The organism is Caballeronia sp. AZ10_KS36 (assembly GCF_023631105.1).
Taxonomy (GTDB): domain Bacteria; phylum Pseudomonadota; class Gammaproteobacteria; order Burkholderiales; family Burkholderiaceae; genus Caballeronia.
Window position 1 is genome coordinate 483,430 of record NZ_JALQDQ010000018.1, and the last position, 12,693, is coordinate 496,122.

The window sequence follows — 12,693 nt, forward strand, 5'->3', positions numbered from 1 at the left end:
GGGTGACGCGCTCCGGTAACGCTGGCGCGCAACGCCGCGAGATTGACGGATTGCACCAAATTCGTGGCGGCGCGGGCACGGCCTCCCGCCGGCACCGTCGCGCTTGTCATATCTCGTCTTCGCTTGCTATAATCGCGGGTTTCGACGGCCGGTTCTGGCGAAATTGCGCCCGAAACGGGAATCCGGCGGAAGTCTGACTTGAAGCGCCGGCGTGCTTTTCGCGACTTCCGGCTCTGTCGGCAGTGTTCCAAAGGCGTCCAGCTTGGGCGTCTCAGGTTTCCGGGCGAATGGCTTAACTGCTCAGTCGCTTCCCGGGATTTCAGATCAAAGGCAGCGCGCATCGTTCACCGCTTCCGGCCCGCCGGGCCAGAAGGTGAAGCCCGCTCCGACAAGTAACAGCAGAAACAGGATAAGGAACCGTCATGGCAAATACCGCACAAGCTCGCAAGCGCGCCCGTCAGGCCGCCAAGGCCAACTCGCACAACTCGGCGCTGCGCTCGAAGTTCCGCACGGCCATCAAGGCAGTTCGCAAGGCTATCGAAGCCGGCGATCAGGCCAAGGCCGCCGAAGTGTTCAAGTCGTCGGTCAAGACGATGGACATCATCGCGGACAAGAAGATCATCCACAAGAACAAGGCCGCTCGTCACAAGAGCCGCCTGGCTGCAGCCATCAAGGGTCTGCAGGCTCCCGCAGCCCAGTAATTCCGGCTCGTTTTCGGCGGGTGCTCGCGGTTTTCAGAATCGCGCGCTCGCCGGAACGGCTTCCTGTTTCCGCTGCGCTGTAACGAAAAAGCCCGCTTGCGCGGGCTTTTTTGCGTGCTGCTGCCGACCGTGCGGCTTTTCAGCCTAGCGACGCTGCTGCGTCTGCGTGCCGTGATGCGGCGGCAGTTCGCACGCCTCGGTCACCACGAGGTCGTTGTCCTTCGCGAAGTTCAGCACGAAGTCGAAGGCCATCGGCTCGATGTCGCGCAGGCGCGAATCGACGATCACGACCTTGATGTCGCCGATCATGGTCGGGCGCACGTAGATGGAATATTGCAGGCGCGCGTTCGGCCCTTTCGCCTTCGGCCCGAAGCCCGACATGACACCGCACAGGCGCTCCGACCAGTCGCTCGGCCGAAACTTCCTCCCGCTCTTGGTGATGCCTTGTATGAAGTACTCGGTAGGGGATGATTCAGCCATGTAGCAATACCTTTTGTCGGCCGGTGGCGGCACCGGCGAATGCACACGCTTGACGCGGCGACCGCGCCGGCCTGCCGGCAAGAGCGCCGGGCGGCGCTTGGCCAACGGCCCGAAGAGGACCGCCCGCGCCCGCGACTGAATGGCGGACTCGGCAGCACGAAGAAATCGCAAGCGCAAAAGAACGCCAAGCGGACTCTTGCGAGCCAACGCCGACCATGCGCGTGAAACGGTGCTGAGCGTTACTGAGTGTTGCAGAGTTGTTGAAACAAGCGCCGGCAATTATACCGCAGCGGCCCTGTTTCCGCAGCGCACACAGGCTCGCGCGCCTGTCTATCGGCCTTTGCGCCGCCTCGTCAAACCTCGCAAAATCCTTTATGCTCGAACGCCAACCCACTCCCGATGGCGGCGCCGTCCGGTCGAGCGACGTCTTCCGGCAGTCGCGCACCCGGTTCGAAGCCGCTGCTTGCGTTTCATGACCGCCAAGAAAATTCGCCACTATCTTCAGTTCAAGGATTTTTCGCTCGACGATTACGAGTACGTGCTGGAACGCGCCCGCATTCTGAAGCGCAAGTTCAAGAACTACGAGACGTACCACCCGCTGCACGACCGCACGCTCGCGATGATCTTCGAGAAGAATTCGACGCGCACGCGCCTTTCGTTTGAAGCGGGCATCTTCCAGTTGGGCGGCCACGCGGTGTTCATGAGCACGCGCGACACGCAACTCGGGCGCGGCGAGCCGATCGAGGATGCGGCGCAGGTCATTTCGCGCATGGTGGACATCATCATGATCCGCACGTTCGGGCAGGACATCATCCAGCGGTTCGCGGAGAACTCGCGCGTGCCGGTCATCAACGGGCTGACCAACGAATACCATCCGTGCCAGGTCTTGGCGGACATCTTCACGTATTACGAGCATCGCGGGCCGATTCACGGCAAGACCGTCGCGTGGGTCGGCGACGCCAACAACATGCTGTACACGTGGATCGAAGCCGCGCAGATTCTCGGGTTCAAGCTGCGTCTGTCGACGCCGGAAGGTTACAAGCTGGACCGCGCGCTCGTGGCGGCTGAAAGCGCGCCGTTCTACGAAGAATTCGCCGATCCGAACGAAGCCTGCGCGGGCGCGGATCTCGTCACCACGGACGTGTGGACGAGCATGGGTTTCGAAGCAGAGAACGAGGCGCGCAAGAAGGCGTTCGCGGACTATTGCGTCGATGCCGACATGATGGCGCGCGCCAACGCCGATGCCCTTTTCATGCATTGCCTGCCGGCGCATCGCGGCGAGGAAGTGAGCGCGGAAGTGATCGACGGGCCGCAGAGCGTCGTGTGGGACGAGGCGGAAAACCGCCTGCACGTTCAGAAGGCGCTGATGGAATATCTGCTGCTGGGCAAGTTGAATCACTGACGAGCTCGACGCACAGAAAAACGCCGCCGGATCTTCGCGTCCGGCGGCGTTCGTTTTTTCAGACGACGACCGGCTCCATCTCCAGTTCGACGCCGAAGCGCGCGAGCACATCGCTTCTGATCGCTTCCGCGAGTTGGAGCACTTGCGCGCCGGTCGCGCCGCCGCGATTCACGAGCACCAGCGCTTGCCGCTCGTGCACCGCCGCCCCGCCGATGCCGCGCCCCTTCCACCCGCACTGGTCGATCAGCCAGCCCGCCGCGAGCTTCACGCTGCCGTCCGGCTGCGCGTACGAAACGACGCCCGGTTCGCGCGCCCGCAACGCGTCGAACGCTTCGGCGCTGACAACCGGATTCTTGAAGAAACTGCCCGCGTTGCCGAGCACGGTCCAGTCCGGCAGCTTCGCGCGACGCACGGCAACCACGGCGTCGAAGATGGCCTGCGCGTCACAGGACGACGCGCCTTCCAGCGCGCGCGCGACGTCCGCGTAATCGGCGCGCGGCGTCCACGCTTTCGGCAGACGGAAAACCACTGACGTGATCAGGAACCGCCCGCGCCCCGCGCGTTTAAAGAAGCTGTCGCGATAGCCGAAGGCGCACGCGTCGCGATCGAATTCTGCTCGCGCGCCCGTTGCCAGCTCGACCGCATGAAGCCGGTCGAAGCGCTCGCCCATTTCGAGGCCGTATGCGCCAATGTTTTGAATCGGCGCGGCGCCCACGGTGCCGGGAATCAGCGCGAGGTTTTCGAGGCCCGGCATGCCCTGTGCAAGCGTCCATGCAACGAACGCGTGCCAGTTCTCGCCCGCGCCGGCTTCGATCAGATATGCGTCGTCGTCCTCGCCGATCACGCGCTTGCCCATGATGCCGACGACGAGCGCGACGCCCTCGAAATCGCGCGTCAACACGACGTTGCTGCCGCCGCCGAGCACCAGGCGCGGCATGTTGGCGATCCGCGCGTCGGCGGCGAGCGCAGCGGCGGCTTCGACGCTATCGATCTGCATCGCGTGACGCGCGCGAACATCGAAGCCGAACGTGTTGTGCGGACGCAGCGAGTAATCCGCGAGAAGCGCGGGCGCGGGAAAGAAGGCGTCGGACATGGGGAACCGCGTGGCGAATGCTGGATTGGAAGCGGCCTTGGGGAAAACCAAAGCGCGTCGGTAGAATGACGTCAGGTCCGTGATTATAGCGAGTGCGCGCGCCGCGCCCGCCCTCGCCCAACGAAGAAGGGGAAGACAGATGCCATCGTTTGACGTCGTCAGCGAAGCAAACATGATCGAAGTGAAGAACGCGATCGAGCAGTCCAACAAGGAGATCTCGACGCGCTTCGACTTCAAGGGTTCGGATTCACGCGTCGAGCAGAAGGAGCGGGAACTCACGCTCTACGCCGACGACGACTTCAAGCTCGGCCAGGTGAAGGACGTGCTGCTGTCGAAGCTCGCGAAGCGCGGCGTCGACGTGCGCTTTCTGGACTACGGCAAGCAGGAAAAGATCGGCGGCGACAAGCTGAAGCAGGTCGTCACCATCAAGAAAGGCGTGTCGGGCGATCTGGCGAAGAAGGTCGTGAAGATCGTGAAGGACAGCAAAATCAAGGTGCAGGCGAGCATTCAGGGCGACGCGGTGCGCGTGCAAGGCGCGAAGCGCGACGATTTGCAGAGCACCATCGCGCTGCTAAAGAAAGAAGTGACGGATACGCCGCTCGACTTCAACAACTTCCGCGACTGAATCTCGCGAGTCCCATGCAAAAAGCCGTTCCGCGCAATGCCGGAACGGCTTTTTTGTTTCTTACTGCACCGCCTTCTTCTTGTCCCCGATGCGGCTTTCCTTGCCCGCCAGCAGCTTGGAAATATTCGCGCGATGCCGCCAGATCAAGAGCGCGCTCATGGCGAGCACGGCAAGCGAGATGCGGCTCGGCCCGAACAGAAACACCTGAAACAACGGCGCGAACACGGCAGCGACGAGCGCCGCGAGCGACGAGTACCGGAAGAAGAACGCGATGATGAGCCAAGTCAGAAGCGTCGCGAGCCCGAGCACCGGATGAATGGCGAGCAATACGCCCGCAGCCGTCGCCACGCCCTTGCCGCCCTGAAACTTGAAGAAGATCGGATACAGATGGCCGAGGAATACGGCGATGGCCGACAGCGCGATGCACGTTGCGAGCCCAGTTGCATCGAGCCCGAAGCGCGCGCCGAAGTGCGCGACGAGCCATACCGGAAGCCAGCCCTTGAAGGCATCGCCGATCAGCGTGAGGATGGCCGCGCGCTTGTTGCCGGTGCGCAGCACGTTGGTCGCGCCGGGATTGCCCGAGCCGTAGGAGCGCGGGTCGTCGAGTCCCATCGCCGCGCTGACGACGACGGCGAACGAAATCGAGCCGATCAGATAGGACACGACGGCGACGATCAGATCAATCATATGTTCTCTTCTAGCGTGGCGAGTCTGGGCGAAAGCGCGGTCAGCATTCTAATCGACGCTTGCGCACTGCACGGGCTTGGCACCGAGCAGTTCGGTCAGCACGGCAGGATTCAGGCTCACGAGATAGCCGCGCCGGCCGCCGTTCAGATAGATAGTGTCCAGATCCAGGATGCTCGATTCGACGTACACCGGCATCGCCTTCTTCGTACCGAACGGCGACGTGCCGCCGACGAGATAGCCGGAGTGCCGGTTCGCCACCTCCGGCTTGCACGGCTCGATGCGTTTCGCGCCCGTCTGCCGCGCGAGATTCTTCGTGGACACGGTGCGGTCGCCGTGCATCAGCACGATGAGCGGCTTCGCGTGCTCGTCTTCCATCACGAGCGTCTTGACCACGGAATGTTCGTCCACGCCGAGCTGCCGCGCCGATTCCTCGGTGCCGCCATGCTCGACGTAATCGTACGGATGCTCGCCGAACGCCACCTTGTGACGGCGCAGGAATTGCGTCGCAGGCGTTTCGGAGACGTGTTTGATTTTCGACATGGACGCATTGTAGCGGCGCGGGATGCCGCTCACCATCGGCCGTTCGGCCTAGTGGTGCAGCGCCTCCCGATGTCGTACGATCGTTCGACTCACGACAGGACCTTGCCATGATCCGCGACGCCGAAACTCAAACGCTGCTGGAAGACACGATTCGCCGCTTCGTGCGCGAGAAGCTCGTGCCGCGCGAAGCCGAAGTCGACGAAACCGACGCCATTCCCGCCGACCTGATCGCTGCCATGCGCGAGATCGGCATGTTCGGCCTCACCATCCCGCAAGCGTACGGCGGCCTCGGCCTCACGATGGAAGAGGAAGTGCGCATTGCGTTCGAGCTCGGGCAGACGTCGCCCGCGTTCCGCTCGGTCATCGGCACGAACAACGGCATCGGGTCGATCGGCATTTTGCTCGACGGCACCGAAGAACAGAAAGCGCACTATCTGCCGAAGCTCGCGGCGGGCGAACTGATCGGCTCGTTCTGCCTGACGGAGCCGGATTCGGGCTCGGACGCCGCGTCGCTCAAAACCACGGCCCGGCGCGATGGCGACGCGTACGTGCTCAACGGCACCAAGCGCTACATCACGAACGCGCCGGAAGCGGGCATCTACACCGTCATGGCCCGCACTAGCGACGCGAAGGGCGCGAGCGGCATTTCGGCGTTCATCGTCGAGCGCGATACGCCGGGTTTGTCGCTCGGCAAGCCGGACCGCAAGATGGGCCAGCGCGGCGCGCATACCAGCGACGTGATCTTCGACAACTGCCGCGTGAGCGCGAGTCAACTGATCGGCGGCGTGGAAGGCGTCGGCTTCAAGACGGCCATGAAAACGCTCGACAAGGGCCGCATTCACATTGCGGCGGTCGCGGTCGGCGCGGCGAAGCGCATGTTGCGCGATGCCCTCGCCTACGCGATGGAACGTCGTCAGTTCGGGCAGCCGATCGCGGAATTCCAGCTCGTGCAGGGCATGCTCGCCGACAGCAAGGCCGAGTTGTACGCCGCCGAATGCATGGTGCTCGACGCCGCGCGCCGGCGCGACGAGGGCCGCGACGTGTCGATCGAAGCGTCGTGCGCGAAGTACTTCGCCACTGAAATGTGCGGGCGCGTCGCGGACCGCGCCGTGCAAGTGCATGGCGGCGCGGGCTATATCGCGGAGTACGGCGTCGAGCGGTTCTATCGCGATGTGCGGCTTTTCCGGCTCTACGAAGGCACGTCGCAGATACAGCAGGTCATCATCGCGCGCGGGCTCATGCGCGGCGCCGAGATCTAGCCGCGCGGATGATGCTCGCGGTGCAGCTTCTGCAGGCGTTCACGCGCGACGTGCGTATAGATTTGCGTCGTCGAAATATCGGAGTGGCCGAGCAGCAGTTGCACCACGCGCAGGTCCGCGCCGTGATTGAGCAAGTGCGTGGCGAACGCGTGACGCAGCGTGTGCGGCGAGAGCGGCGCGTGCACGCCGCCGTTCAGCGCATGGCGCTTGATGATGTTCCAGAACTGCTGGCGCGTCATGCCCTCGCCGCGCGCCGTGACGAAGAGCGCATCGGCGGCGCGCGGGCCGAGCAGCGCCGGGCGCGAGTCGCGCAGATAGCGCATCAGCCAGTCATGCGCCGCTTCGCCGAACGGCACGAGGCGCTCTTTCGAGCCCTTGCCCATCACGCGCACCACGCCTTCGTTCAGGCCGACTTCCACCGTCTTCAGCGTGACGAGTTCGGTCACGCGCAGGCCGCTCGCGTACATCAGTTCGAGCATGGTGCGGTCGCGCAGGCCGAGCGGCGTCTCGATATCGGGCGCGTGCAGCAGGGCTTCGACTTGCGATTCGTTGAGCGTCGAAGGAAAACGCGGCGGCTGCTTCGCGGAACGCAGCTTGAGCGTCGGATCGGCACTCGCGCGATGTTCACGCATCGCCCACGCGTAATAGCGGCGAAAGACCGACAGACGCCGGTTCGCGGAAGTCGCCTTGTCGCCGCGGCGCGCGGCCATGTAGCCGTTCATGTCGGCTTCGGTGGCCGCGTCGATGGACGCGCCGCGCGTCTTCGCGAGCCATTCGGCGAAGAGCCGCAAGTCGCGCCGGTAGGCGTCGAGCGAATTCTTGGCGAGCCCGTGTTCGAGCCACAACGCATCGCAGAACAGGTCCATGGCGTCGCTGCTCGCGGTCAGTTCGGGCGTTTGCGGTTCTTCAATGATTGCGCTCGTCATCCGATGGATACACCTTCATGCGCCAGCAGCCAGCGCTTCACGTCACGGAAAAAGCCATCGCCCGGATGATGCGCGAATCCGCCGATTCCGCCCGCCGCGACGATTCGGTGGCACGGTATCACGATCGGCAGCGGATTGGAGCCGCACGCCTGCCCGACCGCGCGCGGCACGCTGCCGATTTCACGCGCGAGTTGTCCGTAAGTCCACACTTGCCCCGCCCCGATCCCGCTGATGCCGCGCCATACACGCTGTTGAAACGCGGTGCCGCCGAGAGCGAGCGGCAGATCGAAGCGCATCGACGGCGTCTCGAAGTAGCGGCGAATCTGATAGGCGGCTTCCTGCACGAGCGGCGCATGCGCCTCGATGCTCTCGACATGCGCCGGCAGATAGACGATCTCGCGCACGGCGTGATCGTCGGCGCGTATGCCGACTTTGCCGAACGGCGCGTCGATGACGGCATCGAACCGGCGCATCGGCGGTGCCGTCGAGTCCACCGTGATAAAGCCGCCTTCAGACAGCATGCTCTTCATGCGTCTCTCCTTGCTTCAGCGCCCAGCCGACATGCTCGCGCACGATCTCGGACGGATCGTCCGCGCGCCCTCGCAATGCTTCGATGATCGCCGCGCGTTCCTCGCCCTGCAACGGCGAGCGCAACGCGTTGCCCATGCCGACGGCGATATTGCGCAGCCACCGCTCGTAGCCGATGCGGCGAATCGCGCTGCCCTGCATGCGCGTGTCGAACTCGTCGGCGGTCCACGAGAACAATTCAACGAGCGTCGCGCGATCCAGCCCATGACGCACGTCGAAATCGGCGACCGGCGCGGCCTGCGCGAACTTGTTCCACGGACACGCAAGCTGGCAGTCGTCGCAACCGTAGACGCGATTGCCGATCAGCGGGCGCATGTCCTCGGGAATGCTGCCATGTAATTCGATGGTCAGATACGAGATGCAGCGCCGCGCATCCACGCGATACGGCGCGACGATCGCGCCCGTCGGACAAGCGCCGACGCAGCGCGTGCACTGGCCGCAATGCGCGCCGTCGTGCTCGGGTTCGGGGTCGACAGGCAACGGCAGATCGACGTAAATCTCGCCGAGAAAGAAGAGCGATCCGGCATCGCGGTCGAGCAGCAGCGTGTGCTTGCCGCGCCAGCCGTTGCCCGCCTTCTGGGCGAGCGCCACTTCGAGCACCGGCGCGGAGTCCGTGAACGCGCGATGCCCGAACTGCCCGATCTCGCTCTCTATGCGCTCGGCGAGTTGCTGCAAGCGGTTGCGCATGACCTTGTGATAGTCGCGGCCCCGCGCGTAGATGGACACCACGGCCTGCGAGGGATCGGCGAGCCGCTTCCATTCGACCGCGCGCCAGTCGTTCTTCTGACCATCGGCTGTCGCGACACTTTCATCGCCCGTTTGCGCGAGCGTCGCAGCGGGAAGGTAGGCCATGCGCGCAGTGATGACCCGTCGCGTGCCGGCCACAAGCTCGGCCGGCCTTGCGCGTTTCATCCCATGTTTGGCCATATAATCCATTTCGCCGTGATAGCCTGCTTCGAGCCAATTGGCGAGGCCTTCCTCGGCATCCGTCAGGTCGATATCGCTGATACCGACCGCACCGAATCCCAACTCGCGCCCCCACGCCCTGATGCGCTGCGCGAGCTCCGCCAGCGCGGCCTCGTCGTTCTCTAACGGATGCAAGGCGCGCGACCCGACGGCGGCGGCGCTCGTCGCTGTCGTGATTTCAGTGACTTCAGTGGAGTGGTCCGGCAAACGGTTCATCACTCTATTTTACGAGCAATGCCCGAGAACCCCGCACCATCGACGCCCGATCTGCCCGCCGCGCTCATCGAACGCCGCTTCGAGTTGCGCGACGAAGCCGCGACGCTCGCATTCGGCGAACGGTTCGCGCAGGCCATCGGATACACGCGCGCTCAGACCGCGTCCGAACCATTCCACGGCTTGCAGGTCCAGTTGATCGGTGATCTCGGCGCGGGCAAAACGACGCTCGTGCGCGCGACGCTGCGCGCGCTCGGTCATGCGGGCCGCGTGAAGAGCCCGACTTACACGCTCGTCGAGCCCTATTCGCTCGATGCACCCGGCGGCCCGCTCGACGTCTATCACTTCGATCTGTACCGCTTCGCCGATCCGGCCGAATGGGCCGATGCCGGCTTTCGCGAGTATTTCGACCGGGGCGCGGTGTGTCTCGTCGAATGGCCGCAGCAAGCGGGCGGCTTGCTCGGCGTGCCGGACCTCGTGTTCGCGCTGACGCTTTCTCACGCCAGCGCACTAACGACGCAGACGAACGAAGAAGAAGGCCGCGTGCTGACCGCGCGGGCGTTTAGCGAAACAGGAAAGACATGTCTCGAAAGATGCTGATCAAGCCGTTCCACTCGATCGAATCGAGCGCGAGCGCGCCGCACAACTGGCGCAGGCGTCAGGTGCTGCGCGCGGGCGCGTCGACGCTGGTGCTCGCGCTCGTCGGCCCGAAGCTCGCGCACGCGAGTTCCGTGCTCGGCGTGCGCGTGTGGCCGGCGCGCGACTACACGCGCGTGACGATCGAATCCGACCAGCCGCTCACGAACAGCAATCAACTGCTTCAGGGACCGGACCGGCTCGTCGTCGATCTGAACGGCATCGATCTGGATCAGGCGCTGCGAGACCTCGTCTCCAAGATCACGCCGAACGACCCGCAGATTCAGGCGGTGCGCGTCGGGCAGTATCAGCCGCATGTCGTGCGCATGGTGTTCGACCTCAAGGGCTCGGTGAAGCCGCAGGTGTTCACGCTCGGGCCGATCGGCAGCTACAAGTATCGGCTCGTGTTCGATCTGTATCCGGCCGTCGCGCCCGATCCGCTGATGGAACTGCTCGCGCAGACCGAGCACAAGCAGGAAGCGTTCGATCGCGCGAATCCGAATCCGTCCGCGCCGCCGCCCGCCACGCTCTCGGGTCCGGCCACGGCGCAAAAGCCGCTCGCGCACGATTCCACGGACGAGTTCTTCCAGAAGTATGCGGGCAACGACCTTCCGGAAGACACGGCGAAAGCACCGCCCACGGTCAAACCGCGCGTGCCGCCCGCCGCCGTGCCGCCCGTCATCGCCAAGAAGAGCGACGACGATGACGACGGCCGCTACGCGTTCTCCGCGCCCAAGCAAGACCGCGCGGCCACGACGCGCCTCCTGACCGTGGCGATCGATCCCGGTCACGGCGGCGAAGACCCCGGCGCGATCGGCGGCGCAGGCACGTACGAGAAGCACATCGCGCTCGACATCGCGAAGAAGCTGCGCGCGAGGATCGACGCCCAGCCGAACATGCGAGCGATGATGACGCGCGACGCCGACTTCTTCGTGCCGCTAAACGTGCGCGTGCAGAAGGCGCAGCGCGTCGGCGCTGACCTCTTCGTGTCGATTCACGCGGACGCGTTCACGACGCCGGATGCGCGCGGCTCGTCCGTGTTCGCGCTGTCGGAGCACGGCGCGTCGAGCGCGGCGGCGCGCTGGATGGCGAACAAGGAGAACTCGTCGGATCAGGTCGGCGGCATCAACGTGAAGACGCAGGACGCGAGCGTGAACCGCGCGCTCTTCGACATGTCGACCACCGCGCAGATTCGCGATTCGATGCGCTACGGCAGCTTCGTGCTGAACGAGATCGGCGGCATCAACAAGCTGCATAAGGGATCGGTCGAGCAGGCGGGCTTCGCCGTGCTGAAGGCGCCGGATATTCCGTCGATCCTCGTGGAAACCGCGTTCATCAGCAATCCGGACGAAGAAGCGCGCCTGAACGACGACGCGTATCGCGACAAAATGGCCAACGCGATCCTGAAAGGAATCAAGCGGTACTTCGCGGCGAACCCGCCGCTCGCGAAGAGCCGCATGACGTAAGAGGCGCGCGCAGAGCTTTAGCGTTCGGCGAGACGGCGCGCGCGGCTTCGTTCAGCGCGCCGCGGGCAGAAACCGCTGCACGAGCCGTCCGCCGAAGACGTTCACCGCCAGCCCCGCCATGACGAGCGCCGCGCCCGCCAGTTGCGTGCCGTTCAACGCCTCGCCGAGAAACACCGCCGCCGACGCCAGTCCGATCACCGGCACCAGCAGCGAAAACGGCGCGACCTGCGCCGCCGGATACCGCGCCAGCAGCTTGCCCCACAGGCTATAGCCGACGATGGTCGCGATGAACGACAGATAGCAGACCGCGAGCACCGACACCATCGGAATGGCCGCGAGGCTCGATTCGATACGCGCCGGTCCCTCGAAGATCAGCGACAGCACGAGAAACGGAATCGGCGGAATGAGGCTCGCCCACACGACGAGCGACAGCAGATCGACCTTGCCCATGCGCTTGGTCGCGACGTTGCCGAGCGCCCACATGGCGGACGCGCCGAGCGTGAAGAGAAAGCCGGTGAGCGTCATCGCGTGGCCGCCGCGCATGCCGATCAGCGCGAGACCGGCCGCCGCGATCAGCAAGCCCATCACGTTCGCCGCGCGAATGCGCTCGCCGAGGAACATGGCGGCGAAGATCAGCGTGAAGAACGCCTGCGCCTGAAGCACCAGCGACGCGAGCCCCGCCGGCATCCCGACATACATGCCGTAGAAGAGCAGCGCGAACTGCCCGAGCGAAATGGTGAGGCCGTACGCGAAGAGCCAGCGCAGCGGAATCTGCGGGCGCTTGACGAAGAACACGGGCGTCGCGGCGAGCGCGAAGCGCAGCGCGCCGAGCAGCATCGGTGGGACGCCATGCAGCCCGAGCTTGATGACGACGAAGTTCACGCCCCACGCAAAAATAACCACCGTTGCTATCAGCAAATCCTTTGGCGACATCGCCGCTCCCCTCTTTCGTGCGCGCTATGCGAGCGATCGGACGAGTGTAGCGAAGCGAACCTGCGAAGGATTGTGAAAAACTGCGCTCAACGTGGTTTTAGGGAACGCACAACGAAAAAGCGCCCGCGCCCGCTTCGAGGGCGTGGGCGCTGGGCGCTGGGCGCCTGACGAAAGCCGC

14 protein-coding genes are annotated in these 12,693 nt (G+C 64.7%); 6 read left to right on the forward strand and 8 right to left on the reverse strand.

The window, feature by feature from the left end; all coding sequences use genetic code 11:
* The first annotated feature begins 422 nt into the window (after positions 1-422).
* Entirely contained in the window at positions 423-701 is a 279-nt protein-coding gene (gene rpsT / locus NCR35_RS12415; protein WP_159836876.1) for a 30S ribosomal protein S20, read from the forward strand.
* Between the two features lie 144 nt (positions 702-845).
* Here rpsT and NCR35_RS12420 read toward each other — a convergent pair whose 3' ends face one another.
* Positions 846-1,181: a DUF3579 domain-containing protein gene (locus tag NCR35_RS12420; RefSeq protein ID WP_175944861.1), complete on the reverse strand. Its 336-nt coding sequence runs from the start codon at positions 1,179-1,181 to the stop codon at positions 846-848.
* Between the two features lie 472 nt (positions 1,182-1,653).
* Here NCR35_RS12420 and argF point away from each other — a divergent pair, with 472 nt between their 5' ends.
* The gene (gene argF / locus NCR35_RS12425; protein ID WP_159836878.1) at positions 1,654-2,583 is read left to right on the forward strand and encodes an ornithine carbamoyltransferase; all 930 of its coding nucleotides are present in this window, start codon (positions 1,654-1,656) and stop codon (positions 2,581-2,583) included.
* A 58-nt stretch (positions 2,584-2,641) separates the two neighbouring features.
* On the opposite strand, the gene murB is transcribed toward argF, so the two are convergent.
* Positions 2,642-3,676, reverse strand: a complete 1,035-nt coding sequence (gene murB, locus NCR35_RS12430; RefSeq protein WP_250534570.1) for a UDP-N-acetylmuramate dehydrogenase — start codon at positions 3,674-3,676, stop codon at positions 2,642-2,644.
* A 139-nt stretch (positions 3,677-3,815) separates the two neighbouring features.
* Here murB and NCR35_RS12435 point away from each other — a divergent pair, with 139 nt between their 5' ends.
* Entirely contained in the window at positions 3,816-4,301 is a 486-nt protein-coding gene (locus NCR35_RS12435) for a YajQ family cyclic di-GMP-binding protein (RefSeq protein ID WP_175944867.1), read from the forward strand.
* A gap of 60 nt (positions 4,302-4,361) precedes the next feature.
* Here the strand turns inward: NCR35_RS12435 and plsY are convergent, their stop codons facing one another.
* The gene (gene plsY / locus NCR35_RS12440; protein WP_250534571.1) at positions 4,362-4,988 is read right to left on the reverse strand and encodes a glycerol-3-phosphate 1-O-acyltransferase PlsY; all 627 of its coding nucleotides are present in this window, start codon (positions 4,986-4,988) and stop codon (positions 4,362-4,364) included.
* A 48-nt stretch (positions 4,989-5,036) separates the two neighbouring features.
* Positions 5,037-5,528, reverse strand: coding sequence for a Cys-tRNA(Pro) deacylase (gene ybaK / locus NCR35_RS12445; protein WP_244847162.1), 492 nt, complete (start codon positions 5,526-5,528; stop codon positions 5,037-5,039).
* Positions 5,529-5,635: 107 nt separating this feature from the next.
* Between ybaK and NCR35_RS12450 the strand changes: the two genes are divergently transcribed.
* Entirely contained in the window at positions 5,636-6,787 is a 1,152-nt protein-coding gene (locus NCR35_RS12450; RefSeq protein WP_250534572.1) for an acyl-CoA dehydrogenase family protein, read from the forward strand.
* Here the strand turns inward: NCR35_RS12450 and xerD are convergent.
* From xerD to queG, 3 genes are read right to left on the reverse strand one after another with little or no spacing between them, the layout of a single operon-like run.
* Positions 6,784-7,713, reverse strand: a complete 930-nt coding sequence (xerD, locus tag NCR35_RS12455) for a site-specific tyrosine recombinase XerD (RefSeq protein WP_250534573.1) — start codon at positions 7,711-7,713, stop codon at positions 6,784-6,786. The genes NCR35_RS12450 and xerD overlap by 4 nt on opposite strands.
* Positions 7,710-8,186 (reverse strand): methylated-DNA--[protein]-cysteine S-methyltransferase, encoded by a 477-nt coding sequence (locus tag NCR35_RS12460; protein ID WP_250534726.1) that lies wholly within the window; start codon positions 8,184-8,186, stop codon positions 7,710-7,712. The genes xerD and NCR35_RS12460 overlap by 4 nt, the downstream gene beginning before the upstream one ends.
* Before the next feature lie 37 nt (positions 8,187-8,223).
* A complete protein-coding gene (queG, locus tag NCR35_RS12465) occupies positions 8,224-9,483 on the reverse strand; it encodes a tRNA epoxyqueuosine(34) reductase QueG (RefSeq protein ID WP_250534574.1) in 1,260 nt (419 codons plus the stop codon).
* A gap of 18 nt (positions 9,484-9,501) precedes the next feature.
* Between queG and tsaE the strand changes: the two genes are divergently transcribed.
* Together tsaE and NCR35_RS12475 are read left to right on the forward strand one after the other, a co-directional pair.
* Positions 9,502-10,080: a tRNA (adenosine(37)-N6)-threonylcarbamoyltransferase complex ATPase subunit type 1 TsaE gene (tsaE, locus tag NCR35_RS12470; protein WP_250534575.1), complete on the forward strand. Its 579-nt coding sequence runs from the start codon at positions 9,502-9,504 to the stop codon at positions 10,078-10,080.
* Positions 10,062-11,582 (forward strand): N-acetylmuramoyl-L-alanine amidase, encoded by a 1,521-nt coding sequence (locus NCR35_RS12475; protein WP_250534576.1) that lies wholly within the window; start codon positions 10,062-10,064, stop codon positions 11,580-11,582. The genes tsaE and NCR35_RS12475 overlap by 19 nt, the downstream gene beginning before the upstream one ends.
* A gap of 51 nt (positions 11,583-11,633) precedes the next feature.
* On the opposite strand, the gene NCR35_RS12480 is transcribed toward NCR35_RS12475, so the two are convergent.
* Positions 11,634-12,515, reverse strand: coding sequence for an EamA family transporter (locus NCR35_RS12480; protein ID WP_248320450.1), 882 nt, complete (start codon positions 12,513-12,515; stop codon positions 11,634-11,636).
* Positions 12,516-12,693: the final 178 nt, after the last annotated feature.

What these genes read in the sequence shown, in the direction of transcription:
- rpsT (WP_159836876.1), top strand. Translation starts at nt 423, where the DNA reads ATGGCAAATACCGCACAAGCTCGCAAGCGCGCCCGTCAGGCCGCCAAG.
- NCR35_RS12420 (WP_175944861.1), bottom strand. Translation starts at nt 1,181, where the DNA reads ATGGCTGAATCATCCCCTACCGAGTACTTCATACAAGGCATCACCAAG.
- argF (WP_159836878.1), top strand. Translation starts at nt 1,654, where the DNA reads ATGACCGCCAAGAAAATTCGCCACTATCTTCAGTTCAAGGATTTTTCG.
- murB (WP_250534570.1), bottom strand. Translation starts at nt 3,676, where the DNA reads ATGTCCGACGCCTTCTTTCCCGCGCCCGCGCTTCTCGCGGATTACTCG.
- NCR35_RS12435 (WP_175944867.1), top strand. Translation starts at nt 3,816, where the DNA reads ATGCCATCGTTTGACGTCGTCAGCGAAGCAAACATGATCGAAGTGAAG.
- plsY (WP_250534571.1), bottom strand. Translation starts at nt 4,988, where the DNA reads ATGATTGATCTGATCGTCGCCGTCGTGTCCTATCTGATCGGCTCGATT.
- ybaK (WP_244847162.1), bottom strand. Translation starts at nt 5,528, where the DNA reads ATGTCGAAAATCAAACACGTCTCCGAAACGCCTGCGACGCAATTCCTG.
- NCR35_RS12450 (WP_250534572.1), top strand. Translation starts at nt 5,636, where the DNA reads ATGATCCGCGACGCCGAAACTCAAACGCTGCTGGAAGACACGATTCGC.
- xerD (WP_250534573.1), bottom strand. Translation starts at nt 7,713, where the DNA reads ATGACGAGCGCAATCATTGAAGAACCGCAAACGCCCGAACTGACCGCG.
- NCR35_RS12460 (WP_250534726.1), bottom strand. Translation starts at nt 8,186, where the DNA reads ATGCGCCGGTTCGATGCCGTCATCGACGCGCCGTTCGGCAAAGTCGGC.
- queG (WP_250534574.1), bottom strand. Translation starts at nt 9,483, where the DNA reads ATGAACCGTTTGCCGGACCACTCCACTGAAGTCACTGAAATCACGACA.
- tsaE (WP_250534575.1), top strand. Translation starts at nt 9,502, where the DNA reads ATGCCCGAGAACCCCGCACCATCGACGCCCGATCTGCCCGCCGCGCTC.
- NCR35_RS12475 (WP_250534576.1), top strand. Translation starts at nt 10,062, where the DNA reads ATGTCTCGAAAGATGCTGATCAAGCCGTTCCACTCGATCGAATCGAGC.
- NCR35_RS12480 (WP_248320450.1), bottom strand. Translation starts at nt 12,515, where the DNA reads ATGTCGCCAAAGGATTTGCTGATAGCAACGGTGGTTATTTTTGCGTGG.